Source organism: Ramlibacter sp. bp-362 (assembly GCF_054956735.1).
Window position 1 is genome coordinate 126,614 of the sequence record NZ_JBUDXE010000011.1, and the last position, 24,561, is coordinate 151,174.

21 protein-coding genes and 3 pseudogenes are annotated in these 24,561 nt (G+C 69.5%); 14 read left to right on the plus strand and 10 right to left on the minus strand.

The window, feature by feature from the left end; genetic code table 11:
* Positions 1 to 11 precede the first annotated feature (11 nt).
* A complete protein-coding gene (gene amaB / locus ACY0MJ_RS16560; protein WP_462639618.1) occupies positions 12 to 1,538 on the plus strand; it encodes an L-piperidine-6-carboxylate dehydrogenase in 1,527 nt (508 codons plus the stop codon).
* A 101-nt stretch (positions 1,539 to 1,639) separates the two neighbouring features.
* Positions 1,640 to 2,353, plus strand: a complete 714-nt coding sequence (locus ACY0MJ_RS16565; protein WP_462639620.1) for a glycine zipper 2TM domain-containing protein — start codon at positions 1,640 to 1,642, stop codon at positions 2,351 to 2,353.
* A gap of 175 nt (positions 2,354 to 2,528) precedes the next feature.
* Here ACY0MJ_RS16565 and ACY0MJ_RS16570 read toward each other — a convergent pair.
* Positions 2,529 to 2,726 (minus strand): annotated as a pseudogene (locus ACY0MJ_RS16570) (cold-shock protein); the annotation flags it as partial.
* Between the two features lie 231 nt (positions 2,727 to 2,957).
* Here ACY0MJ_RS16570 and clpS point away from each other — a divergent pair.
* Positions 2,958 to 3,326: an ATP-dependent Clp protease adapter ClpS gene (gene clpS / locus ACY0MJ_RS16575; protein WP_462639622.1), complete on the plus strand. Its 369-nt coding sequence runs from the start codon at positions 2,958 to 2,960 to the stop codon at positions 3,324 to 3,326.
* 54 nt (positions 3,327 to 3,380) lie between these two features.
* Positions 3,381 to 5,726 carry an ATP-dependent Clp protease ATP-binding subunit ClpA gene (gene clpA, locus ACY0MJ_RS16580; protein WP_462639623.1) on the plus strand — a complete coding sequence of 782 codons (2,346 nt, stop codon included), beginning with the start codon at positions 3,381 to 3,383 and terminating at the stop codon, positions 5,724 to 5,726.
* Between the two features lie 144 nt (positions 5,727 to 5,870).
* Here clpA and ACY0MJ_RS16585 read toward each other — a convergent pair whose 3' ends face one another.
* From ACY0MJ_RS16585 to ACY0MJ_RS16605, 5 genes are all read right to left on the minus strand, one after another.
* Positions 5,871 to 6,629: a TSUP family transporter gene (locus ACY0MJ_RS16585; protein WP_462639624.1), complete on the minus strand. Its 759-nt coding sequence runs from the start codon at positions 6,627 to 6,629 to the stop codon at positions 5,871 to 5,873.
* Positions 6,626 to 7,090, minus strand: coding sequence for an EVE domain-containing protein (locus tag ACY0MJ_RS16590; protein WP_462639625.1), 465 nt, complete (start codon positions 7,088 to 7,090; stop codon positions 6,626 to 6,628). Before ACY0MJ_RS16590 ends, ACY0MJ_RS16585 begins: the two co-directional genes overlap by 4 nt.
* Before the next feature lie 34 nt (positions 7,091 to 7,124).
* Positions 7,125 to 8,537 carry a cytochrome P450 gene (locus ACY0MJ_RS16595; protein ID WP_462639627.1) on the minus strand — a complete coding sequence of 471 codons (1,413 nt, stop codon included), beginning with the start codon at positions 8,535 to 8,537 and terminating at the stop codon, positions 7,125 to 7,127.
* 85 nt (positions 8,538 to 8,622) lie between these two features.
* Positions 8,623 to 9,900, minus strand: a complete 1,278-nt coding sequence (gene eno, locus ACY0MJ_RS16600; protein ID WP_462639628.1) for a phosphopyruvate hydratase — start codon at positions 9,898 to 9,900, stop codon at positions 8,623 to 8,625.
* Positions 9,897 to 10,913 carry a phosphotransferase gene (locus ACY0MJ_RS16605; RefSeq protein WP_462639630.1) on the minus strand — a complete coding sequence of 339 codons (1,017 nt, stop codon included), beginning with the start codon at positions 10,911 to 10,913 and terminating at the stop codon, positions 9,897 to 9,899. The genes eno and ACY0MJ_RS16605 overlap by 4 nt, the downstream gene beginning before the upstream one ends.
* A 74-nt stretch (positions 10,914 to 10,987) precedes the next feature.
* Between ACY0MJ_RS16605 and ACY0MJ_RS16610 the strand changes: the two genes are divergently transcribed.
* The gene (locus ACY0MJ_RS16610; protein WP_462639657.1) at positions 10,988 to 11,878 is read left to right on the plus strand and encodes a ketopantoate reductase family protein; all 891 of its coding nucleotides are present in this window, start codon (positions 10,988 to 10,990) and stop codon (positions 11,876 to 11,878) included.
* 53 nt (positions 11,879 to 11,931) lie between these two features.
* On the opposite strand, the gene ACY0MJ_RS16615 is transcribed toward ACY0MJ_RS16610, so the two are convergent.
* Positions 11,932 to 12,684 carry an HAD family hydrolase gene (locus tag ACY0MJ_RS16615; protein WP_462639632.1) on the minus strand — a complete coding sequence of 251 codons (753 nt, stop codon included), beginning with the start codon at positions 12,682 to 12,684 and terminating at the stop codon, positions 11,932 to 11,934.
* 105 nt (positions 12,685 to 12,789) lie between these two features.
* Between ACY0MJ_RS16615 and ACY0MJ_RS16620 the strand changes: the two genes are divergently transcribed.
* The 7 genes from ACY0MJ_RS16620 to ACY0MJ_RS16650 all read left to right on the plus strand — a co-directional run bounded on the left by ACY0MJ_RS16620 (position 12,790) and on the right by ACY0MJ_RS16650 (position 19,672).
* Complete coding sequence (locus tag ACY0MJ_RS16620) at positions 12,790 to 13,281, plus strand: YbhB/YbcL family Raf kinase inhibitor-like protein (protein WP_462639633.1); 492 nt, start codon at positions 12,790 to 12,792, stop codon at positions 13,279 to 13,281.
* 97 nt (positions 13,282 to 13,378) lie between these two features.
* A complete protein-coding gene (locus ACY0MJ_RS16625) occupies positions 13,379 to 14,395 on the plus strand; it encodes a thiamine pyrophosphate-dependent dehydrogenase E1 component subunit alpha (RefSeq protein WP_462639634.1) in 1,017 nt (338 codons plus the stop codon).
* Positions 14,386 to 15,351 (plus strand): alpha-ketoacid dehydrogenase subunit beta, encoded by a 966-nt coding sequence (locus tag ACY0MJ_RS16630; protein ID WP_462639636.1) that lies wholly within the window; start codon positions 14,386 to 14,388, stop codon positions 15,349 to 15,351. The genes ACY0MJ_RS16625 and ACY0MJ_RS16630 overlap by 10 nt, the downstream gene beginning before the upstream one ends.
* Positions 15,352 to 15,354: 3 nt before the next feature.
* On the plus strand, positions 15,355 to 15,885 hold the full coding sequence (locus tag ACY0MJ_RS16635; RefSeq protein ID WP_462639637.1) for a TRAP transporter small permease: 531 nt from the start codon (positions 15,355 to 15,357) through the stop codon (positions 15,883 to 15,885).
* Positions 15,882 to 17,180, plus strand: a complete 1,299-nt coding sequence (locus ACY0MJ_RS16640) for a TRAP transporter large permease (RefSeq protein WP_462639639.1) — start codon at positions 15,882 to 15,884, stop codon at positions 17,178 to 17,180. Before ACY0MJ_RS16635 ends, ACY0MJ_RS16640 begins: the two co-directional genes overlap by 4 nt.
* Positions 17,181 to 17,221: 41 nt before the next feature.
* Positions 17,222 to 18,250, plus strand: a complete 1,029-nt coding sequence (locus tag ACY0MJ_RS16645) for a DctP family TRAP transporter solute-binding subunit (protein WP_462639640.1) — start codon at positions 17,222 to 17,224, stop codon at positions 18,248 to 18,250.
* The gene (locus ACY0MJ_RS16650) at positions 18,251 to 19,672 is read left to right on the plus strand and encodes an amidase (protein ID WP_462639642.1); all 1,422 of its coding nucleotides are present in this window, start codon (positions 18,251 to 18,253) and stop codon (positions 19,670 to 19,672) included.
* 63 nt (positions 19,673 to 19,735) lie between these two features.
* Here ACY0MJ_RS16650 and ACY0MJ_RS16655 read toward each other — a convergent pair whose 3' ends face one another.
* Complete coding sequence (locus tag ACY0MJ_RS16655; protein WP_462639643.1) at positions 19,736 to 20,002, minus strand: ribbon-helix-helix domain-containing protein; 267 nt, start codon at positions 20,000 to 20,002, stop codon at positions 19,736 to 19,738.
* Positions 20,003 to 20,189: 187 nt separating this feature from the next.
* Between ACY0MJ_RS16655 and ACY0MJ_RS16660 the strand changes: the two are divergent.
* Positions 20,190 to 21,481, plus strand: a pseudogene (locus ACY0MJ_RS16660) (O-acetylhomoserine aminocarboxypropyltransferase/cysteine synthase family protein).
* A 73-nt stretch (positions 21,482 to 21,554) separates the two neighbouring features.
* Here ACY0MJ_RS16660 and ACY0MJ_RS16665 read toward each other — a convergent pair.
* Together ACY0MJ_RS16665 and ACY0MJ_RS16670 are read right to left on the minus strand one after the other, a co-directional pair.
* The gene (locus ACY0MJ_RS16665) at positions 21,555 to 22,562 is read right to left on the minus strand and encodes a J domain-containing protein (protein WP_462639644.1); all 1,008 of its coding nucleotides are present in this window, start codon (positions 22,560 to 22,562) and stop codon (positions 21,555 to 21,557) included.
* 68 nt (positions 22,563 to 22,630) lie between these two features.
* A pseudogene (locus ACY0MJ_RS16670) lies at positions 22,631 to 23,113 on the minus strand (YebC/PmpR family DNA-binding transcriptional regulator); the annotation flags it as partial.
* Between the two features lie 316 nt (positions 23,114 to 23,429).
* Here ACY0MJ_RS16670 and ACY0MJ_RS16675 point away from each other — a divergent pair.
* The gene (locus ACY0MJ_RS16675; protein ID WP_462639646.1) at positions 23,430 to 24,560 is read left to right on the plus strand and encodes a toll/interleukin-1 receptor domain-containing protein; all 1,131 of its coding nucleotides are present in this window, start codon (positions 23,430 to 23,432) and stop codon (positions 24,558 to 24,560) included.
* The last annotated feature ends 1 nt before the right edge of the window (position 24,561 follow it).

Genomic DNA, 24,561 nt, shown 5'->3' on the forward strand with positions numbered 1-24,561 from the left:
AGGGAGATCCCATGCAGGACATGAACAGCGAATTGCAGGCCGCCTGGGCGGCGCTCGGGCTGGAGCCCGGCGGGCTGGCGGGCGGCACGCTGGCCGTGCGTTCGCCCATCGACGGCAGCGTGCTGGCTCGGCTGCGCGAACACGACGCGGCGGCGGCCGATGCGGCGATCGCCCGCGCCGCCGCCGCCTTCACGCGCTGGCGCGACGTGCCGGCGCCGCGCCGCGGCGAGCTGGTGCGGCTGCTGGGCGAGGAACTGCGCCGCCACAAGGAGCACCTGGGCCGGCTGGTCTCCATCGAGGCCGGCAAGATCGTGGCCGAAGGGCAGGGCGAGGTGCAGGAGATGATCGACATCTGCGACTTCGCCGTGGGCCTCTCGCGCCAGCTGCACGGCCTGTCCATCGCCTCCGAGCGGCCCGAGCACCGCATGATGGAGCAGTGGCACCCGCTGGGCGTCGTGGGGGTGATCACGGCCTTCAACTTTCCCGTCGCGGTGTGGTCCTGGAACGCGGCGCTGGCGCTGGTCTGCGGCGACCCGGTGATCTGGAAGCCGTCGGAGAAGACGCCGCTCACGGCGCTGGCCGTGCAGGCGCTCTTCGAGCGCGCCGCCGGCCGCTGGGGCGATGCGCGCGAGACCGACGGCCTGTCGCAGCTGCTGGTCGGCGGCCAGGCGCTGGGCCAGGCGCTCGCGGCCGATCCGCGCGTGCCGCTGGTGTCGGCCACCGGCAGCACGCGCATGGGCCGCGCGCTCGCGCCGGTCCTCGCGCAGCGCTTCGGCCGCTGCCTGCTGGAACTGGGCGGCAACAACGGCCTCATCGTCGCGCCGAGCGCCGACCTGGAGCTGGCCGTGCGCGCGATCGTGTTCGGCGCGGTGGGCACCGCGGGCCAGCGCTGCACGACGACGCGCCGGCTGATCGTGCACGAGTCGCGCCGGGCCGAGCTGCTGGACCGCCTGGTGCGCGCCTACCGCAGCGTGCGCATCGGCAACCCGCTGGAAGAGGGCGTGCTGATGGGCCCGCTGATCGACGGCCGCGCCTTCGAGTCCATGCAGCGGGCGCTGGAGCGGGCGCAGGCCGAGGGCGGCCGCGTGCTGACGGGGGGCAAGCGCGTGCTGCCCGAAGGCATTGCGCAGGAGGCCTGGTACGTGGAGCCGGCGATCGTGGAGATGCCTTCCCAGACGCCCGTGGTCTGCGAGGAAACCTTCGCGCCCATCCTGTACGTCATGGTCTACCGCGACTTCGCCGAGGCGATCGCTCTGCACAACGGCGTGCCGCAGGGCCTGTCGTCGGCCGTGTTCACCAACGACCTGCGCGAAGCCGAGGCCTTCCTGTCCGCCGCCGGTTCCGACTGCGGCATCGCCAACGTGAACCTGGGCACCTCGGGCGCGGAAATCGGCGGCGCGTTCGGCGGCGAGAAGGAAACGGGCGGCGGCCGCGAGTCGGGCTCCGACGCCTGGCGCAACTACATGCGCCGCAGCACCAACACGATCAACCGCGGCGCCGCGCTGCCGCTGGCGCAGGGCATCCATTTCGATCTCTGAGGCGGCGCGCCAACCGGTCGTTACAGCGGTATCAACGGCGGCGTCAACGCGCGCCGCCGCGCTACCGTTGCGGTGGGAGCATCACTCGAGAACAGCAACGCATGCGTCACACCATCATCCTCGCCGCCCTGGCGGCCTACTGCGCCGCGCCGGTGGCCTTCGCCGACCCGGGCCACGGCCACGGCCACGCCTGGGGCCACAAGAAGCACAAGGAAGAATTCTGGGACGGCGACTGCAAGGTCGAACGCAAGTGGAAGCACGGCGAGATGGAGGAGAAGCGCACGTGCCGCGTCCCCCGCGAGCGCGTCGTCGTCGTGCAGCCCGCGCCCACGCGCACCGTCATGGTGTATCCGCCGTGGATCGTGCGCCAGCAGAATGAATACGTCTACGCGCCGCAGTACCGGCCGCAGCCGGTCGCGACGGGCGTGGTCCGCTGCAACAGCGCCGCCGTCGGCAGCGTGCTGGGCGGCGTGGTCGGCGGCGTGCTGGGCAACCAGATCGGCAAGGGCGACGGCCGCGCGCTCGCGACCATCGGCGGCGCCGTGGCCGGCGTCCTGGTGGGCGGCGAGATCGGCCGCCGCATCGACTCCGGCAACCAGGCCTGCGTGGGCGAGGTGCTGGAGGTCGCGCCGGTGAACCACCGCGTGCAGTGGGTCCAGGGCCCCTCCACCTACGTCGTGGTGCCGCAGCAGGTGGTCATGCGCTCGGGCCGGCACTGCCGCCCCTACACCCTGGAAGTGCGCGGCCCCAACGGCGTGCAGCGAACGCAGGGAACGGCCTGCCGGCGGGGCGACGGCGTCTGGGTCGCCGCCTGAGCGAGAAAAGCCGCCCGAGGGCGGCTTTTTTTCGGGGCGGCCGCCCCTATTTGTTGATGTGATCGCCGCCGCTGCCGTGGCCGCTGGGCGCATGGAACTGCGGCGCGCGGACCTTCGGCTGGCGGGGCGGACGCTCGGTGCCCGTCGCGGGCTGCGTCTGGATCGGGCCGGGCTGGGCCTGGATGTTCTGCGCCAGCTGCCCCTTGGGGCCCTGCTGGATTTCGAAGCTCACGCGCGAACCCTGCTTCAAGGTCTTGAAGCCGTCCATGGTGATCGCCGAGAAATGGGCGAAGACATCCGAACCGCCGCCGTCGGGCTCGATGAACCCGAAGCCCTTGGCGTCGTTGAACCACTTGACTGTGCCGGTCGCCATGATGCGCGCCCCCGTTTTTTGTTCCCTCGATTGCGCGCGAGTGTCCTTGAAGACCGCTCAGCTGTCAATATTTTCACTTAGTAGCACGCAAGTGCGCGCCGCGCAAGCGTTTCTGCTCGTCCGGCGCCCCCGTGCGGGCTGCCGCGGACGGCGCGAAATCCTGTCGCTTGAATGTGACGGGACCGTCGCCATTTCACCTTGGGTCGGCGGGCCGGATTCCCGCTCGATAGAATGATTTTCATGGCCAGTCAGACACCTCTTCCTCCTCCGGCCGGGCCCGTGATCCGGCCGTCGGACGACGACGGCGGCTCTGTGGTGGCGGAGCGGAAAACCCAGAAGACCAAACCCCCGCAGATGTACCAGGTCGTCATGCTGAACGACGACTACACGCCCATGGAATTCGTGGTCGTGGTGATCCAGGAGTTTTTCAACAAGGACAGGGAGACGGCCACGCAGATCATGCTGAAGATCCACCTCGACGGAAAAGGCATCTGCGGCGTCTATTCGAGGGACGTCGCGGCCACCAAGGTGCAGCAGGTCCAGGAAGCCGCCCGGCAGGCGGGGCACCCCCTGCAGTGTTTGAGTGAACCGGCAGAGTAGCCGGACACTCAGAGGAAGAGAGAAAGTTTTGAACGACAGGCAGAAGGAAATCTCATGATTGCCCAGGAATTGGAAGTCAGCCTCCACATGGCCTTCGTGGAAGCGCGCCAGCAGCGCCACGAGTTCATCACCGTGGAGCATCTGTTGCTGGCCCTGCTGGACAATCCCAGCGCGGCCGAAGTCCTGCGCGCCTGCAGCGCGAACATCGACGACCTGCGCAAGTCGCTGGCGAACTTCATCAAGGACAACACCCCGCAGGTCGCGGGCACGGACGACGTGGACACCCAGCCGACCCTGGGCTTCCAGCGCGTCATCCAGCGCGCGATCATGCACGTGCAGTCCACCGGCAACGGCAAGAAGGAAGTGACCGGCGCCAACGTGCTGGTCGCGATCTTCGGCGAGAAGGACTCGCACGCCGTGTACTACCTGCACCAGCAGGGCGTGACGCGGCTGGACGTGGTGAACTACATCGCCCACGGCATCAAGAAGAGCGACCCGCCGGAGCCCGCCAAGAGCGGCGAGAACGCCTCGTCCGAAGAGGGCGAGGGCGGGGAGAAGAACGAGAAGGCCTCGCCGCTCGAGCAGTTCACGCTGAACCTGAACCAGTCCGCGCGTGACGGGAAGATCGATCCGCTGATCGGCCGCGAGTACGAGGTCGAGCGCGTGATCCAGATCCTGTGCCGCCGCCGCAAGAACAACCCGCTGCTGGTGGGCGAGGCCGGCGTGGGCAAGACCGCCATCGCCGAAGGCCTGGCCTGGCGCATCGTGCAGAAGGACGTGCCGGAGATCCTCGCGGAATCCACCGTGTACTCCCTCGACATGGGCGCGCTGCTGGCGGGCACCAAGTACCGCGGCGACTTCGAGCAGCGCCTCAAGGGCGTGCTGCGCTCGCTGAAGGACAAGCCCAACGCGATCCTGTTCATCGACGAGATCCACACGCTGATCGGCGCCGGCGCGGCGTCGGGCGGCACGCTGGACGCGTCCAACCTGCTGAAGCCGGCGCTCTCGAGCGGCCAGCTGAAGTGCATCGGCGCGACCACGTTCACCGAGTACCGCGGCATCTTCGAGAAGGACGCGGCCCTGTCGCGGCGCTTCCAGAAGGTCGACGTGGTCGAGCCCAGCGTGGAGCAGACGATCGAGATCCTCAAGGGGCTCAAGAGCCGCTTCGAGGAGCACCACAGCGTGAAGTACGCCGCCAACGCCCTGCAGGCGGCGGCGGAGCTGAGCGCCAAGTACATCAACGACCGCCACCTGCCGGACAAGGCCATCGACGTGATCGACGAGGCCGGCGCCGCCCAGCGCATCCTGCCGGTGAACAAGCGCAAGAAGACCATCTCCAAGGCGGAAGTCGAGGAGATCGTGGCGAAGATCGCCCGCATTCCGCCCGCGTCCGTGTCGAACGACGACCGCGGCAAGCTGCAGAACCTGGAGCGCGACCTCAAGAGCGTCGTGTTCGGCCAGGACAAGGCGCTGGAAGTGCTGGCTGCCTCCGTGAAGATGGCGCGCAGCGGCCTGGGCCGCGGCGACAAGCCGATCGGCGCCTTCCTGTTCTCCGGCCCCACGGGCGTCGGCAAGACGGAAGCGGCGAAGCAGCTGGCCTACATCATGGGCATCGAGCTGATCCGCTTCGACATGTCGGAGTACATGGAGCGGCACGCGGTGTCGCGCCTGATCGGCGCGCCTCCCGGCTACGTCGGCTTCGACCAGGGCGGCCTGCTGACCGAGGCGGTCACGAAGAAGCCGCACGCGGTGCTGCTGCTCGACGAGATCGAGAAGGCGCACCCGGACATCTTCAACGTGCTGCTGCAGGTGATGGACCACGGCACGCTGACGGACAACAACGGGCGCAAGGCCGACTTCCGCAACGTGATCATCATCATGACCACGAACGCGGGCGCCGAGACCATGAACAAGGCGGTGATCGGTTTCACGACCGAGCGCAGCCCGGGCGACGAGATGGCCGACATCAAGCGGCTGTTCACGCCCGAGTTCCGCAACCGCCTGGACGCGATCGTCAGCTTCAAGCCGCTGGACGAGCAGATCATCCTGCGCGTCGTCGACAAGTTCCTGCTCCAGCTGGAGCAGCAGCTGGCCGAGAAGAAGGTCGAGGTCACGTTCACGGACAACCTGCGCAAGTACCTGGCGAAGAAGGGCTTCGACCCGCTGATGGGCGCGCGGCCGATGCAGCGCCTGATCCAGGACACCATCCGCCGGGCGCTGGCCGACGAACTCCTGTTCGGCCGGCTCACGGAAGGTGGGCGCCTGACGGTGGACATCGAGCTGAAGACCGACGAGAAGGGCGAGGAAAAGGCGGACGTCCAGCTGGACATCCAGCCCCTGCCGAAGAAGGAAGGCAAGGCGAAGCCGGAGCCGGAGGAGATCTCCAGCGACGGGCAGTAAGCCTCGGCCACCGCGAAAAAGCCGCCTTCGGGCGGCTTTTTCTTTGGGCGAGATGCTGGGGTTCGCTGCGCTCACCGCCAGCCTACGAAATCGATGCGCGCTTCCCGTAGGCTGGCGGTGAGCCGAAGGCGAACCCCAGCATCCTCACGCCAAGGCCGCGATCGCCGGGGCGATCAACCCCACCCCCGTGATCACCAGCAGCACGCACACGATCTTCAGCACCACCTCGCGATCCCACCCCGGCGGGTGCCGCTTGATCCACCACGTGAACGCCGACGCGAACGGCACCGCGATCGCGCACAGCCCCAGCGAGCGCAGGCTGAACTGGCCGCTGGCTACCACCATGATCACGCGGATCACCCCGCCGAAGGCCAGCGACGCCATCAGCGTGTCGCGCAGCGCCGCGAGCCGCAGCGGCTGCCGGTAGAACTGGTACACGAGCGGCGGCCCCGAGGCCGAGAACAGGCCGCCCAGCACGCCCGAGAGGAAGCCGAAGCCCTGGAAGGAGGCGTTGGACGAGCGTTGCGGCAGCGGCTCGGTGCGCACCAGCACGACGATCGCGCAGGCGACGATCACGATGCCCAGCAGCAGCCGCAGCACCATCTGCACGTTCGCGCTCAGCCAGCCGAGCAGCCCCACGCCGACCGCCACGCCGATCACGCTGCCCATGATGGTCGAGCGCATCATCGGCCAGTCCAGGTCCTTGCGCGCGCCGCGCAGGTGGATGGCCGAAGTGAACAGGGCCGTGACGGTGGCGACGTTCGCGACGTCGGCGAGCGGCGCCAGCTCGAACAGGCCCGTGAGGCCCAGCAGGATCAGCGCCAGCGCGAAGCCGGTGATGCTCTGCGCGAAGGTCGCGACCGCCAGGCAGGCCAGGAAGCCCGCGACCTGCCAGCCGGTCATTGAGCGTCCAGCTTCTGCAGGATGCGCTTCCAGTGCTTCGCTTCCACCGGCGTGATGGACAGGCGATTGCCCTTCTTCAGCACGAGCATGTCCGCGAGCGCCGGATCGGCGCGCAGCTCGGGCAGGGTCAGGTTGCGCGTCTTGCGCAGCACCTGCACGTCCACCAGCAGCCAGCGCGGTTCCTCCCGCTTCGAGGCGGGGTCGTGGTACGGCGACTTCGGGTCGAACTGCGTGGGGTCCGGGTAGGCCTGAGAGGCCACCCGCGCGATGCCGACGATGCCCGGCTCGGCGCAGCTGGAGTGGTAGAACAGCACGCCGTCGCCCACGCGCATGCCGTCGCGCATGAAGTTGCGCGCCTGGTAGTTGCGCACGCCCGTCCACGGCACGGTGGCGTCGGGCGCGGCGAGCGCGTCGTCCACCGAAGCCTCGTCCGGCTCGGATTTCATCAGCCAGTAGTTCATCGCCGGCGCCATTATCGGCTCGCCCGGCCCGCGCTCAGCGGCGGCGCACGCGCAGGCGCAGGGGCGTGGGCGTCATGGTGAAGGCGAGCCGCTCGCTGACCGCGCCGCCATCGGGCGCGCCCACCGAGAGCAGGTCGAAGCCGCCGAGCAGGGTGGCGGCCGCCATCTTGATCTCCAGCAGGGCGAGGTAGCGCCCGGGGCACATGCGCGGACCGGCGCCGAAGGGCATGGAGATGCGCTTGCCGGCCGCGCCCTCGTCGCGCAGCCACCGGTCGGGGTCGAAGGCGTCGGGCCGCGGGAAGTTGCGCGCGTCGACCGCTCCTGCTCGCATCAGGAAGATGCACAGCGTGCCTTTCGGGATGGCGATGCCGCCCAGCGACGTGTCGCGCTCGGCCTGCAGCGGCAGGATGGGCGCCACCGGCTTCAGCCGCATGGTCTCGTGGGCGCAGGCCTCCACGAAGGGCAGCGCCTCCAGCTGTTCGAAGCGCGTCGGCCCGCGGTCGCCGGCCAGCGCCATGCGCACCTCGGTGGTGGCGCGCTGCAGCGCATAGCGGTTGCGCGCCAGCAGCCAGAACATCCAGGCGAGCGTGTTGGCCGTGGTGTCCTCGCCGGCCAGCAGCATGGTCCCCACGTTGGCGGCGACGTCCTCGTCGTCCAGGGCGTTGCCCGGGCGGTCGCGCGCGGCGATCATCGCCTCGATCAGGTTGCTGGGGGACTCGCGCAGCGAGGGATCGGCCTGCATCCGCTCGCGCGCCGCGGCGATGAAGTCCTGCACGGCGCCGCGGAAGGCCGCGAGGTGGCGATCGAGCGCGCGGTCCGCCGGCAGCTTGAACCACCGCCAGTACGGGAAGGGCGCCAGCGTGCGCCGGAACAGCATGGGGAAGATCTGGTCCATGTGGCGCTGGATCACGTCGCGCTCGTCCTCCAGCGTGTTGATGTCGGTGCCGAGGGCCAGGCCGGCGATCACGTCCACCGTGTAGCGCATCAGGTCCTGCTGCAGCGGGATCGGCGTGCCGGTGTCGGCGGCGCGGCCCCAGCGGTTCGCCAGCCGCTGCGCGACGAGCTGCAGGGCCGGGAAATAACGCCGCACGTGGCCGGGATCGAAGGCGGCCATCACCATCGGGCGCTGGCGCCGCCACTTCTCGCCGTTGGAGGCGAACAGGCCGCCGAAGCCCATCTCGGTGGCGGTCGTCGACACGCGCTCGGTGCGGCCGAAAGTGCCGGGGCGATCGCGCATGGCCTCGGTGGCCAGCTGCGGGTCGCCGAAGATGATGAACTGGCGCGCCCAGATGCGGATGCGGTACGCATCGCCGTAGTGCTCGCGCCAGGCTTCCAGCTGCTCGTGGAAGTGCGGCAGTTCGATCTGGTGCGCGTTGCCCACCACGGGCAGCCCGGGCGGCCCGGGCAGGTCGGCGATGCGCGTGGCCGGTGCAGCGGCTGCTTCCATGGGTGCCTCCGGGATGGGGAGGCCAGCATAGGGGCGCGCGGCAGGCGGCGCCAGCTTCGCGGATCCCCCGAACGGGGGAAGACGTTCAGCGTCCGCGGGCCAGCGCGGCCGCGCCGGCGAAGCCCGCCGGTGCGCCGGCGCGCGTCTCCAGCCGGATGCCCTCGTTCCACTTCGCCATGCGCTCGGAGCGCGCGAAGGAGCCGACTTTCAGCTGGCCGGCGTTCCAGCCGGTCGCGAGGTGCACGATGCTCACGTCCTCCGTCTCGCCCGATCGGGCCGAGACGATGGTGCCGTAGCCGAGCGACTGCGCGGCCGTGAGCGCCGCGCGCGTCTCGGTGACGGTGCCCGCCTGGTTGGGCTTCACCAGCACGCAGTTGCACGCGCCCCGCTGCGCGGCGTGGCGCACGCGCTCGGCATTCGTTACCAAATAGTCGTCGCCGACCACCTGCACGCGGCCGCCGACGGCGCGCGTGAAGGCGGCGAGGCCGGCCTCGTCGTCCTCCGCCAGCGGGTCCTCGATCGAGACGATGGGGTAGCGGGCTATCCAGCCCAGCAGGCGTTCGCACATCCCGTCGCTGTCCAGCTCCTCGCCTTCCAGCGCGAGGCGGTAGCGGCCGCCATGGCCGAATTCGGAGGCGGCGATGTCCAGCGCGATCGCCACCTCCTCGCCCGGCACGTAGCCCGCCTTGACGATCGCGTGCACCAGCGTGTCCAGCGCGTCCTCGTTGCGCTCGAAGCTGGGCCACCAGCCGCCTTCGTCGGCGACGCCGGCCAGCGCGCCGCGCGCGGCCATCACCTCGCCCGCCGCGCGGTACACCTCGGCCGTCATCTCCATCGCCTGCGCGAAGGAGCGCGCGCCGGTCGCGATCACCATGAAGTCCTGCACGTCCACGCGACGGCCCGCGTGGGCGCCGCCGCCGAAGACCTGCACCTGCGGCAGCGGCAGCTGCACGGCGCGGCCCTGCGCGAGCCAGGCCCACAAGGGTTGTCTTGCCTGCGCGGCCGCCGCATGCAGCACCGCGAGCGAGGTCGCGATGAGCGCGTTGCCGCCCAGGCGCGACTTGTCGGGCGTGCCGTCCAGCGCGATCAGCATCGCGTCGATGCCTTCCTGGTCGGCCGCGTCGCGGCCGCGCAGGGCGGGCGCGATCTCGCGCTCGATGCCGCGCAGCGCCTGCTGCACGTCCAGGCCGCGGAAGGCCGGGCCGCCGTCGCGCAGCTCCACCGCTTCGTGGCGGCCGCGCGAGGCGCCGGCCGGCGCCATGCCGATGCCGCGCGTGCCGTCGCTGTTGACGACTTCCACTTCCACGGTGGGCCGGCCGCGCGAATCCCAGATGCGGCGGGCGAGGACCTGTTCGATGCTCATGCGTTGAATTCCCGGCTCCAGCGGAGCGTGATGTCGGCAAGGGTGGTGGGCGCGTCGCGCAGCAGCGCGCTGCTGGCGCGGCGCGCGGCGTCCCGCTGCGGCTCGCCCAGGTACTCGACGGGCGACTTGCCGTCGATGCGGGCGAGCGTGAGGCCGGGCAGCAGGGTGGCGATGCGCGCTTCGAGTGATTCGCGCCGCTCCCAGGTGACCCGCGCGAAGTAGGCGGCGGCGAAGGCGTCGAAGGACGCGAGCAGGGCGGGCGCGTGCGCCGGCAGGTGCGCGGCCTTCAGCAGGAAATGGTTGAGGCAGAACGCAGCGTCGAAGGCCGGGTCGCCGAACCAGGCGCACTCCGCATCCAGCAGCACGGGGCCGGCGGGCCCCAGCAGGATGTTCTTGGGGCTGACGTCGCCGTGCACGAGCACGCGGCGCGTGGCGGCCGTGCGCTGCACGAGCTGCGCGAGCGTGTCCGCCAGGTCGCCGTGCACGCGCGCCGTCTCCACCAGGTAGGGTTCCAGCCGGATCGCGTGGAAGTTGGCGTCGGTGGCGAAGCGCGCCGCCAGCTCCGTGTGGTCGGCGGTGGCCGCATGGATGCGGCCCAGCAGCTCGCCCGTGCGCCGCGCGACCTCGGGCTCCACGCGGCCGGCCAGCAGCTCGGACTTCCAGTTGCGGTGGTCCAGCGGGCCCAGGAAGTCCATGACGAAGCTCTTGCTCGCCGCGTCCTCGCCGAGCACCCGCGGCACCTGGCCCGGCGCGATGGGCGCGACGGCGCGCAGGTAAGCCACCTCGGAGAAGACGCGCTCCACCGGCACCTTCCATTCCTTGGCGACCTTCAGCTGCGGCAGGGCCTGCTTCACGCAGTAGCTGCCGCCGCGCAGGTCGACGCGGTAGATGCCGGAGGACACGCCGCCGGCCAGCGCGGTGGCGTGCACGGCCTCGTCCGCCTGCGCCAGGCCCAGCGCGAGGAAGATGCGCCGCATCGCCTGCGGATCCTGCGCGAGATCGACATACGCCATGGCGGGGCATTATGTCTTCCTAGAATGCGGTTCCCCCCAGCACCGGAGAGCCGCGCATGCCCGAATCCCGTCCCCTGAAAGTCGCCGTCATGGGCGCCGGCGCCGTCGGCTGCTACTACGGAGGCATGCTGGCCCGTGCCGACCACGACGTGACCCTCGTGGCGCGCCCGCAGCACGTGGAGGCGATCCGCCGCGACGGCCTGCGCATGGAGACGAAGAGCTTCGACGAGCAGGTGCGCCTGTCCGCCGTGACCGATCCGCGCGATGCGGCCGGTGCGGACCTCGTGCTGTTCTGCGTCAAGTCCATGGACACCGAGTCGGCAGGGCGCCAGCTCGCGCCCTTCCTGCGGCCGGACACGCTGGTGCTGTGCCTGCAGAACGGCGTGGACAACGCCGACCGCTTGCGCGCCGTGCTGCCGGACCACGCGGTGGCCGCCGCCGTCGTCTACGTCGCCACCGAAATGGCCGGCCCCGGCCACCTGAAGCACCACGGCCGCGGCGAACTGGTGATCGAGCCGGCAACCGGCAGCGAGCGCGCGGCGCAGGCACTGGCGGCGGCCGGCGTGCCGACCGACATCTCCGCGAACGTGCGCGGCGCGCTCTGGATGAAGCTGATCCTCAACTGCGCGTACAACGCGGTGTCGGCGATCGCGCAGAAGCCGTATGGCGAGAACGTGCAGGGCGCGGGCATCCGGGACGTGATGCGCGACGTCGTGGACGAATGCCTGGCGGTCGCGCAGGCCGACGGGGTGCAGGTGCCCGGCGACGCGCATGCTGCCACGCGCAAGCTGGTCGAGAGCATGCCGGCGCAGTACTCCTCCACCGCGCAGGACCTCGCGCGCGGCAAGCCCACCGAAATCGATTACCTCAACGGCTACGTCGTCCGCCGCGGCGAAGCGCTGGGCATCCCCACGCCCGCGAACCGCGTGCTCTGGTCCCTGGTCAAGCTGATCGAAAAGAAGTGACCCACTCCCTCTCCCGCTCGCGGGAGAGGGCCGGGGTGAGGGCAGCTGCGCGCTCACCCCTTGGGACTCGCCGTCCTCCCCAACGCATCCTCCTGCGGCCGCAACACCGCCAGCAGGTCCGACGTCGTCCTCAGGATCAACCCGACCCCCGCCTCGCGCAATTCCCTCTCCGTCCCGAACCCGCACAACACCCCCACCGTCTGCGCCCCCGCCGCCACCCCGGTGCGCACATCGATCGTCGTATCCCCCACCATCAGGCAGTCCCGCGGATCCACGCCCATCTTCTCCGCCGCGTAGAACAGCGGCTCCGGATGCGGCTTCATCCGCCGCGTGGTCTGCGCCCCGATCACGGCCGTGAACAGCTCGCGCACGCCGTAGTGCTCCAGGAAACGCTCCACGCGCGGCGCGCCGCCGGTGCTGATGGTCACCATGGGATAGTGCGCGGCCAGCTTGTGCAGCATCTCCTGCACGCCCGCGACCATGTCGTGCGGGACTTCGTCGATGGCCTCGGGATTGCGCATGTGCGACGCGTCGGCCTGGCGCTGCTTCGCGGCCTTCAGGCGCGCGCGCAGCCGGCTCACCGGCACATCGAGCCCGAAGCGGTCGAGCAGCGCATAGGCGCCGTGCACGGGCGTCTCCAGGCCCATCACGACCTGGCGCCCGAGGCGTTCGCTGCGCCGTCCGCTCACGCCGGGGACGCGGGCGAACAGGCCGGCGAGTTGCGCGACCAGGTGGTCGTCGGTGTCGGCGATGGTGCCGTCGACGTCGAAGCAGAGGGCGCGGATGCGCTGGAGTTCGAGGGCCATGGGACAGCGGCGGCGTGGCTGGCCTAGGATAGCGGGACCGCCGCGCGCCGGTGTCGGCCGGCACCGCGTCGCGCAGTCCTTCACCATCCAACCGAGGAGCGCCCCATGAGTCTTGTCCTCCGCAGCCCGAACTTCGCCGAGCAGGCCACCCTGCCGAAAGAGCACGTCCACCACGCCATGGGCGCGGGCGGCCAGAACGTGTCGCCGGAGCTCACGTGGAGCGGCGCGCCCGAGGGCACGAAGAGCTTCGCGCTGACCATGTACGACCCGGATGCGCCCACCGGCTCGGGCTGGTGGCACTGGGTCGTGTACGACATCCCCGCCAATGCGACGAGCCTGCCCAAGGGCGCCGGCGTCGCGGGCAATGCGCAGTTGCCGAAGGGCGCCAAGCAGGGCCGCACCGACTTCGGCAGCAAGGAATACGGCGGCGCCGCGCCGCCGCCCGGCCATGGGCCGCACCGCTACGTCTTCACGCTCTATGCGCTGAACGTCGACAAGCTGGACGTGCCGGACGATGCGTCGGCGGCGTACGTCGGCTTCATGATCCACTTCGCGAAGATCGCGGAGGCGAAGCTGACGGCGAAGTACGAGCGCTAGATCGTTCACGGGCGATGGCCGCCCGCCGCCTCGGGAAAACCCTTGCTCGACAAGAGCTCCCTAGAATAGCCATCAGCAACGAAAAGGCTTTGCAGTGATGGCCTCTGAGGCGGAGACACTCCTGGCCCTGTACCGGACGATGGTCCGCATCAGGGCGTTCGAAGACGCGGCGGAAGTCGCGAGCCAGGGCGGCGTCAGCGCCTACGGCATGACGGCTGCCGGCAGCGCGCGCGTGCGTGGCCCGCTGCACCTGTCCACGGGGCAGGAGGCCGTGCCCGCCGGCGTGTGCGCGCACCTGCGGCCCGACGACTATCTCACCTCCACCCACCGCGGCCACGGCCACACGCTGGCCAAGGGCGCCGATCCCGTGCGCATGATGTGCGAGCTGTTCGGCAAGGCCAGCGGCTACAACGGCGGCAAGGGTGGCTCCATGCACATCGCGGACTTCTCGGTCGGCATGCTGGGCGCCAACGGCGTGGTGGCCGCCGGCCTGCCGATCGCCGTCGGTGCGGCGCATGCGCAGAAGCTGCAGCAGCGCCAAGGCATCACCGCCTGCTTCTTCGGTGACGGCGCGATCAACCGCGGCCCCTTCCTGGAGGCGCTGAACTGGGCGCGCGTGTTTGAGCTGCCCGTGCTGTTCGTCTGCGAGGACAACCGCTGGAGCGCCACCACGGCCAGCGGCCCGATGACGGCAGGCGAGGGCGCCTCGGCGCGCGCCGCCAGCCTGGACATTCCCGCGGTGCAGGTGGACGGCAACGACGTGGTGGCTGTGCACCGCACCGCCGCCAGGCTGGTCGCGCAGGTGCGCTCGGGCAGCGGGCCGCGCCTGCTGCACGCCATCACGTACCGCGTCAAGGGCCATGTCTCGGTGGATCCGGCCGCGTACCGCGACCGCGGCGAGCTGGAAGAGGCCCTCAAGACCGACCCGATCGCCCGCGCCCGCGCCGCCTACCTCGCGCTGCCCGGCGCCGAGGCCGCGCACCTGCAGGCCCTCGAGCGCGAGGCCGCCGCGGAAGTGGAGCGCGCCCTCGCCGCCGCGGAGGCGGCGCCCTGGCCGGATGCGGCCAGCGCCTTCACGGACGTACAGACCACGGGAGCCGGCCAATGGCGCTGATGACGTACGCGCAGGCCGCGGTGCTGGCCCTGCAGCACGAGATGGAAGCGGATGCCAACGTGGTCGTGCTCGGCGAGGACGTCGGCCGCGGCGGCATCTTCGGGCAGTACCGCGGGCTGCAGGAGCGCTTCGGCGCCCAGCGGGTGATCGACACGCCGATCAGCGAAGCCGCGATCCTGGGCGCCGGCGTCGGCATGGCGCTCGCGGGCCTGCGACCGGTGGTCGAGATGCGCGTCGTCGATTTCGCGCTCTGCGCGATGGACGAGATCGCGAACCAGGGCGCGAAGAACCGCTTCATGTTCGGCGGCCAGGGCCGCGTGCCCATGGTGGTGCGCATGCCGATCGGCATCTGGGACGCGTCGGCGGCGCAGCACTCGCAGTCGCTGGAAAGCTGGTTCGCCCACCTGCCGGGCCTGGTGGTGCTGTGCCCCGCCACGCCGCAGGACAACTACTCCCTGCTGCGCGCCGCGCTCGCCAGCGGCGACCCGGTCGTCTACATGGAACACAAGACGCTGTGGGGCCTGCAAGGCGAGGTCGATCCCGCGGAGCTTGCGGTGCCGGGCCGGGCCCGCGTGCTGCGCCCTGGCGGCGACCTCACCATCGTCAGCTGGAGCCGGCAGGTGCAGGCCTGCGCGCAGGCCTGCGAGGCGCTCGCCGCGCAGGGCGTGCAGGCGGAACTGATCGACCTGCGCAGCATCTGGCCCTGGGACCGCGACGCCGTGCTGGCCTCATGCCAGCGCACGGGGCGCCTGCTGGTGGTGCACGAGGCCGTGCAGCCCGCCGGCTTCGGCGCCGAGATCGCGGCGACGGCGGCGGAGGCGACGGGTTGCCGCGTCCGCCGGCTGGGCGCGCCGCGCATTCCGGTCGGCTACGCGCCGGTGCTGGAGGCGCAGTCGCGCGTCGAGCCCGAAGCCATCGCCGAGGCGGCGCGCGCACTGGTCGCCGGGGGACGCTAGACGATGTCGCAACAGCATGACAGCGCCCGGCCGCTGCCCGGCGAGCTTCCGCTGGAAGAGGAGCAGGACGAGCCCACGCGCGTGCCGCTCCGGATCGAGGACTGGATCAGCGTGATCGCGATGGCGCTGCTGGCGCTGATCACCTTCGCCAACGTGCTGGTGCGCTACTTCACCGACCAGTCCTTCGCCTGGACCGAGGAGCTCTCGGTGTTCCTGATGATCGTGCTGACGCTGGTGGCCGGCTCCGCCTCGGTGGCGCGCAACCGCCAGATCCGCATCGAGTTCTTCGCCGATGCCGGCTCGCCCGCGCGGCGGCGCAGGCTGGCGCGCTTCAGTGCGCTGATGGTGTGCGGCATGTTCCTGTTCCTGGCGGCGCTCAGCGTGCGCATCGTGTACGACCACTGGCGCTACGACGAGACCTCGCCCGGCATCGGCGTGCCCCAGTGGTGGTATTCGATCTGGCTGCCGATCCTGTCGCTGGCGATCGCCGGCCGCGCCTTCGGCCTGTTCCTGCGCCGCGGGAGGCAGTCATGATCGGCTTCATCCTCTTCGCCGCCTTCGTCGGCCTGATGCTGGTGGGCGTGCCGATCGGCGTGGCGCTGGGCCTGGCCGGCGCCGCCGCGATCGGGCTGGCCAACCTCGATACGCAGTGGTTCGGGCTGCTGGCCGTGCCGCAGAACTTCTACGCCGGCCTGCACAAGTACCCGCTGCTCGCCATCCCGATGTTCGTGCTGCTCGGCTCGATCTTCGACCGCTCGGGAGTGGCGTCGCGGCTGGTGAACTTCGCGATCGCCATCGTCGGCCGCGGCCCCGGCATGCTGCCGTTGGTGGCGATCGCGGTGGCCATGTTCCTGGGCGGCGTCTCCGGTTCGGGCCCGGCCAATGCGGCCGCGGTCGGCGGCGTGATGATCGCGGCGATGGCGCGGGCCGGCTATCCGGGCGGCTACTCGGCCTCGATCGTCGGCGCGGCCGCGTCCACGGACATCCTGATACCGCCTTCGATCGCCTTCATCGTCTACTCGGTGCTGGTGCCCGGCGCCTCGGTGCCGGCGCTGTTCGCCGCCGGCATGCTGCCGGGCGTGCTGGTGGGCCTGGCGCTGATCCTGCCGGCCGTCTGGCTGGCGCGGCGCCACGGCCTGGGCGCGGCGGAGGCCGACCTGCCGCGGCCGCGCTTCTGGACCAGCCTGCGCGAGGCGAGCTGGGGGCTGGCGGCGCCGGTGCTGATCCTGGGCGGCATGCGCGCCGGCTGGTTCACGCCGACGGAGGCGGCGGTGGTCGCGGTGTTCTACGGCCTCTTCATCGGCATGGCGGTGCACCGCACGATCGGGGTGCGCGACCTGTTCCCCATCCTGCGCGAATCGGCGGAACTGTCCGCCATCATCCTGCTGGTCGTGGGGCTGGCGGGCGTGTTCGCCTACTCGCTGTCCACGCTGGGCATCATCGACCCCATCACGCGCGCCATCACGCAGTCGGGCCTGGGCGAGTGGGGCGTGCTGTCGCTGCTGGTCCTGCTGCTGGTGCTGGTGGGCATGGTGCTCGACGGCATCTCCATCTTCCTCATCTTCATTCCGCTGATGGAGCCGCTGATCCGGCACTACCACTGGGACGTGGTCTGGTTCGGCGTGCTGCTGACGCTGCTGGTGGCGCTCGGCCAGTTCACGCCGCCGATGGCCGTGAACCTCATGGTGACCTGCCGCATCGCCCGCGTGCGCATGGAAGACACGCTGCGCTGGATCGGCTGGCTGGTGGGCGCGATGCTGGTGGTGATCGCGCTCGTCATCGTCTTCCCGTCCATCGCCCTGTGGCTGCCGAAAGCCCTGGGCTACTGAGTTCCCCGTCCCAACGACACAACCCCAAGGAGACCGTCGTCGTGAAAGTCCGCACCTTCCTCAAGTTCGCCGCCGCCGCCGGCGCGCTGGCCGTCGCCGCCGCCGCCCCGGCGCAGACCTACAAGCCCGAGTACAAGATGTCGCTCGTGGTCGGCACCGCCTTCCCCTGGGGGCAGGGCGGCCAGATCTGGTCCGACCTGGTGCGCGAGCGCACCAACGGCCGCATCAACATCAAGCTGTACCCGGGCGTTTCGCTGGTGCAGGGCGACCAGACGCGCGAGTTCACCGCCATCCGCCAGGGCGTGATCGACATGGCGATCGGCTCCACCATCAACTGGTCGCCCCAGGTGAAGGAGCTGAACCTGTTCTCCATGCCCTTCCTGATGCCCGACTACGCGGCCATCGACGCGCTCACCCAGGGCGAGGTCGGCAAGCGCATGTTCGCCATCCTGGACCGCGCCGGCGTCGTGCCGCTGGCCTGGGGCGAGAACGGCTACCGCGAGATCACCAACTCCAAGCGCCCGATCAAGTCGCCCGAGGACATGAAGGGCATGAAGATCCGCGTGGTCGGCTCGCCGCTGTTCCTGGACACCTTCACCGCGCTGGGCGCCAACCCGACGCAGATGAGCTGGGCCGACGCGCAGCCGGCGCTCGCCAGCGGCGCCGTGGACGGCCAGGAGAACCCGATGTCCATCTTCACGGCCGCCAAGCTGCAGAACGTGGGCCAGAAGAACGTGACGATGTGGGGCTACGTGGCCGACCCGCTGGTGTTCGTGGTGAACAAGGAAGTCTGGAACTCCTGGACCCCGGCCGACCGCGAGATCGTGCGCCAGGCCGCCATCGACGCCGGCAAGCAGGAAATCGCCATCGCCCGCAAGGGCCTGGCCGAGGCCGACCAGCCGCTGCTGAAGGACATCGCCGCTCTGGGCGTGACCGTCACGCACCTGACGCCGGCCGAGCGCGAGGCGTTCGTCAAGGTGACCCGTCCCGTCTACGACAAGTGGAAGAAGTCGATCGGCGTGGACCTCGTGAACGCGGCCGAGAAGGCGATCGCGGCGCGCAAGAAGTAAGTGGACCCGCTGTGCGCCCTGGGCGCCACGCAAGCCGTGGCGCTGCTGGCGAAAGGCGAAGTGTCGCCGCTGGAGATGGTGGATGCGGCCGCGGCGCGCATCGCCGAAACCGACGACGTGCTCAACGCCATGCCCATCCTGTGCCTGGACCGCGCGCGCGACCAGGCCAGGCGGCTGATGCAGCAGCGCGGCGGCGAGCATCCGCCGCATTACCTGCACGGGCTGCCCATCGCGGTGAAGGACAACGTGCACGTGCAGGGCGTGCGCTGCACCTTCGGCTCGCCTATCCTGGCCGACCAGGTGTCGGCGCAGTCCGATCCCTGCGTGCAGCGGCTGGAGGCCAACGGCGCGCTGGTGATCGGCAAGTCCAACATCCCCGAGTTCGCGGCCGGCGGCAACACCTTCAACGAGGTGTTCGGCATCACGCGCAACCCCTGGGACACCGCGCGCACGCCGGGCGGCTCCTCGGGCGGCACGGCCGCGGCCCTGGCTTCGGGGCAGGTGTGGCTGGGCACCGGCAACGACTTCGGCGGCAGCATCCGCCTGCCGGCGAGCTTCTGCTCGCTGGTCGGCCTGCGGCCCACCGCCGGCCTGGTGCCCCGCATCCAGAAGCAGGCGTATTCGCCGCTCAACGTCGAAGGGCCGATGGCCCGGTCGGTGGCGGACTGCGCGCTGATGCTGGAGTGCGAAGCCGGCTGGCATCCGCTCGATCCGCTGTCCTGGCCGGTCGAGCAGGGCGCCTACCTGGCGGCGGCCGGCAACCCGCGGCCGCCGCGCGGCATCGCCTTCAGCCTGGACCTGGGTTTCTATCCCACGCTGGATGCGGAAGTCGCGCGCGTGTGCACGGAAGCCGCGCGCAAGGTGCAAGCGGCCGGCTGCCCGGTGGAGCAGGCGCACCCGGACCTGCGCGATGCGTACCAGACCTTCCAGGTGCTGCGCGGCGCCGGCTTCGTGGCCAACATGGGGTCGATGCTCGAACAGCACCGCGACAAGCTCAAGCCCGAGGTGATCGCGAACGCGGAGTACGGCTTCGGCCTGCGCGCGGCGGACATCGCGCGCGCGGAGATCGCCCAGGGCGAGATCGTGCGCCGCATGGCGCGCTTCCTGGAGCAGCACGAAGTGCTCATCTGCCCGACCGTGATGACGCCGGCCATCCCGGTGGAACAGCGTTACCTCGAAAGCCTGAACGGCGTGCAGTTCGAGGGCTACATGGGCTGGCTCGCTTCCACTTGCGCGGTCTCGGTCACGGGCTGCCCGGTGCTGGCGCTGCCCTGCGGCTTCACCCGCGACGGCCTGCCGGTCGGCCTGCAGGTGATCGGCGCACCGCGTACCGAGGCACGGCTGCTGCAGATCGGGGCCTGGCTGGAACAGGTGCTGGAGGTGGGGCCGCTCACGCCGATCGATCCGCGGGCGGCGGCCTGATTTGCTCCCTCTCCCGCGTGCGGGAGAGGGCGGGGGTGAGGGTGATCGAGGCCGCTCCCGGGCTCAGGGCTTGCGCAGGCGGGTGGGAGCCTGCTGCTTCGCGGCATCAGACCTCGTGGTGACGCGCAAGCGAAGGGAATCGAAGTAAGACGCGTCCGCTTCACCCGTACGGAGGCTTGCGGCTCCATCGAGGATCAGGTCCCTGAACTGCAGCCTGTCCTGTTCCCTGCGGATCAGGTCACGGATGTACTCGCTGCTCGAGCCATAGCCGCGCCGGGCGGCCTGCTCGTCCACGAAAGCCTTCAGGCCATCCGGCAGGGAGATCTTCATCGTGCCCATCGGGTGAACATAGCCGTTTTGCCATATTTTGGCGAGATCTCCATCGGCAAAGGCCGGGCTCCGTGCGTCAGGAACAGGAGGGCGACTCCCTTCCTGCAGAATGGCGGGCCGCTCCCACCGCCGGGATTTCCCCTGCCGGCTGGAGACTCCCCCTGCACTCCCCATGGAAGACTGAAGCATGAGCAAGAAGGACTGGAAGTTCGAGACCCTGTCGGTGCACGCGGGCTACACGCCCGAGCCGACCACGCGGGCCGTCGTGCCTCCGCTGTACCAGACGACGGCGTATGCCTTCGACAGCGCCCAGCACGGCGCCGACCTGTCGACCTGAAGGTCGAGGGCAACATCTACACGCGCATCATGAACCCGACGCAGTCGGTGCTGGAGCAGCGCGTCGCGGCGCTGGAGGGCGGGGTGGCGGCCCTGGCCGTGGCCTCGGGCATGGCGGCGATCACGGCGGCGATCCAGACGATCGCCGAGGCCGGCGACAACATCGTGTCGGCCAGCGCGCTCTACGGCGGCACCTACAACCTGTTCGCGCACACCTTCCCGCAGCAGGGCATCGGGGTCCGCTTCGCCGACCCGGACCAGCCGGCGTCCTTCGCCGCCCTGATCGACGAACGCACCAAGGCGGTCTTCTGCGAATCCATCGGCAACCCGCTGGGCAAGGTCACCGACGTCGCCGCGCTGGCCAAGGTCGCGCACGACCATGGCATCCCGCTGATCGTCGACAACACCGTCCCCAGCCCCTACCTGCTGCGGCCCATCGAGCACGGCGCCGACATCGTGGTGCACGCGCTGACCAAGTACCTCAACGGCCACGGCAACAGCATCGGCGGCATCATCGTCGACAGCGGCAAGTTCCCCTGGGCACAGCACAAGGCGCGCTTCCGCCGCCTCAACGAGCCGGACGTGAGCTACCACGGCGTGGTCTACACGGAGGCGCTGGGCCCGGCCGCCTACATCGGCCGCGCGCGCGTCGTGCCCCTGCGCAACATGGGCGCGGCGATCTCTCCCTTCAACGCCTGGCTGGTGCTGCAGGGCATCGAGACGCTGCCGCTGCGCATGGACCGCATCTGCGACAACACGCTGGCGCTGGCCAAGCACCTGCAGGCGCATCCGAAGGTGAAGTGGGTGAAGTACGCCGGCCTGCCCGGCCACCCGCAGCACGCGCTGGCGCAGAAGTACCTGGGCGGCCGCGCCTCCGGCATCCTGACCTTCGGCCTCGACGGCGGCCGCGAGGCGGGCGCGCCTTTCCTCGATGCGCTGCAGCTCTTCACGCGGCTGGTGAACATCGGCGACGTGCGCTCCCTCGCCACGCACCCCGCCTCGACGACGCACCGCCAGCTCTCGCCGGAGGAGCTGGTCAAGGCCGGCGTGTCGGAGGACACGGTGCGTCTGTCGGTCGGCATCGAGCACATCGACGACCTGCGGGCGGATCTGGATCAGGCGCTGGCGGCAGCTGCGGGCTGACGGGCGCCGTAGGCCGGGTTCGCCGCAGACGACCCGGCGTCCCCACCTGTGCCGCGTAACCGCGCAACGAACCTCAGGCCCTGCGCTGCGCCCGCAGCCAGTCCTTCGTTGCCTCGACATCGGCCAGCGCCTTGACTTGCCGCCGCAGCAACTCCAGCTCACTGCGCAGGGCCTGCGCCTCGGACGAGATCAAGCGGTCGGCCTTGCGCGGCTGCAGGCCGTGACCGGGCGGCGCGCCCACCGCCGCGCGAAAGTCCGCTTCGAGCCGGCGCACCTCCGACTGCAAGTCCGCCAGCGGCCCTTGCAGGATGATGACGAAGTGCACCAGGCGCCGTTGGTCCACGGTGGCCAGGTGGGCGGCATCCAATTCCTCGGCCTGCAGCTGCAGTTCCATCAGCGCGAGCAGGTTGCCCGCGGCGTAGGCCTCGTTGGCCTGCTGCATCAGCGCCGTCTTGCGCGCGCGCACGTCCGCGTCGGGGTCGCGGTCCGGATGCACGGCGCTGGCGAGGCGCCGGTACACGTCGCGCAGCGACTGCGACACTTCCTGCGCAGCCTGCTTGCTGCGCCGGAGCGCGGCGGCCGAGCGGCGCTTGGCCGCCCATTCGGCGCGTTGGGCGGCTGGGGCGGCGGCCTGGCGTTCCCAGTCGTCGGCGAGGTGCTGGAGGTCTTCGTCGCTGGTTGCGGCGGGGGCATCGGGTGGCGAGGGCTGCGCGGAGGCCGGTTCGTCCTGCAGAGGCTTCGCCAGTTCCGCGATGGTGTCGTCCTCGTCCACCTGCAGCAGGGCCGATGCCGCGTCGCGCATCAGTTCGATGAGCTGCGCCTGTTCGCCCCGCGTCAGCTCCGGATGGTGGCTTGCGTTCTCCAGCGCCAGCACCCATTCGCGCCACGCCGCATGGAACTCACGCCGCAGAGGCTCCACGACCTGGTGCAGGCGCTCGAAGCGCTCCTTCCAGTCGGCCAGCGTGGCGCGCCACGTCGCGACGTCCTGCACCAAGGCGTTGAACTGCGACTGCTGCGCCGACAGCACCGGCTGGCCGGCATCGGGACGGATCTGCAGCGAGGACAGGGAGGGGTCCCGCATGCCGGCGCTTGCGCGAGGAAGTTTCAGCCTGCCAGCCCCACGTAGACGTTCTGCACGTCGTCGTGCGCGCCGTCGGGCTCGAAGCCCTGCGCGCCCGCCTTGATGCCCGCCAGCTCGGGATCGTTCCCCGGCTGCGCGGGTTTGGTTTCGATCGTGCCGACGTAGTGGAAGTCCCAGGGCAGCGAGCCGGACGTGCCCAGCTGGCCCTTGCGAAACAGCACGCGCATCTCGGGCGCCGTGCGGTTGACGTTGTCCGTCAGGCATTCGACCATCAGCGGCACGCGGTGCGGCGCGAAGCCCTCGTAGATGACGTGCTCAAAGTGCACCGTCTCACCGGTCAGCCCGGCTCCCTTCTTGGTGGCGCGCTCCAGCGTGTCCTTGGGCATCGACGCCTTGCGGGCCTGCTCCACCACCAGCCGCAGGCGGGAATTGCTGGCGGGGTCGGCGCCGCTGCGCGCGGCGACCATGATGTCCTTGGCCAGGCGGCCGATCAACTTGCCGCGGGCGTCGGCGGCTTGGGCCTTGCCTTTGGCTTTCCATTGGGCACCCATGAATGTCTCCGGGAAAGGAGGGGGAGTTTGGCAGACTTAAGGATGCCTCGCGCACCCGACTCTTGTGGGCACCGGAGGTTCAGATGCCGCGCGGGCCGGTCCGCCGCCCTTGGCGTTTCTGGCCGTTGCTGCATCGCCCGCCGAGCTGCACCCAGCTTCGACAACGCGGCCACACGGCAACGGTCTAACTCCTGTCTACTAGGATGTAAGCCTTAAGGCATCAAAGAAGGTGGCTCGATCACACCCAAGTGCTGGCTAGCGTTCGAATTGCGAAGTTGATAGCATCCGCCGAAATTACCAAGAACGAGGGGCGGAAATGGGTAGGGGACTCATCTTCGTGAGCTATTGTCATGATGACGAGCTCTTGGTTCAAGAAAAAGTAGAGCAGCTTGAAGCTCGGGGCATCGATGTATGGTTGGACCGCCGCCGACTACAACCCGGGCAGAACTGGCCAGAAGAGATCGCCAGAGCTATTCAGAGTTCAGATCTATTCTTGACATTCCTCTCCCGAAACTCTGTTCAGAACTGGCGTACGCAGCAAAATGAAACTAATCGAGCTCTGCTGCGTGAAGGCGCGGAGAACCTGAAGGACTGGATAGTCCCAGTTCGCTTAGAGGCTTGTCCTCTGCCTAAGGGGCTTGAGCAAAGACATTCGGTGGATGCTTTTCGTGCGGGCGCTTGGGAGGCATGGCTGGCTTCGATTGCGAACGACCGGACCTGTATCGTGCAGCGGCTGACTACTGTCCCAGCAGGGGGTAGAACGCTTCAGTTGCCCGTGTTCTTTCCGTCGTTGTCTACAGCGGCCAAGACCACAATCGGAGTAGAGGCGCACCTGAGCCTCTTACTGTCTCTCCATCATCCACAGTTTCTCGTTTCGGCGGCCGACATCTACTTTCTCCGCAAACACCGACAAGCGGAGTCTCGAAAAATATCTGAACATCTGACGGAAGCCGGAAGACAAGGACAGATTGTCCTGCTCGACTCTGGGAACTACGAGAAGTACTGGAAGAAGCTAAATTGGAACGTTAAACAGTTCCATGAGGTACTAAGCTATACCCCTGTGACACTGGCGTTCTGCTTCGATGACCTAGATCCTCCTGCATCGGTCGAGAAGAGCATTGAGCAGATCGAGCAATCGACGATTCGAGATCGTAGAGACAATGAGCTAGAAAGCATGCTTCCGATCGTGCATGCACGACATCCGAATGAGTTTGCACGCGTCTGCAAGTCAATAGCAGAAAGACTGCAGCCTATGTTTATCGGGGTTCCGGAGCGCGAGCTTGGAGTGGGCTTGATCGAGCGCGTAGGGAACGTCGCTGCCATAAGGCGGGAACTGGACAGCACAGGAAGGTACTTCCCTCTACATCTGTTTGAACCGCGCCGGGAATCTCGGAGACTCGTTGGTGTGAGTCAGACGATTATTTCTGACTCGGCGAGTTGGCGATAGT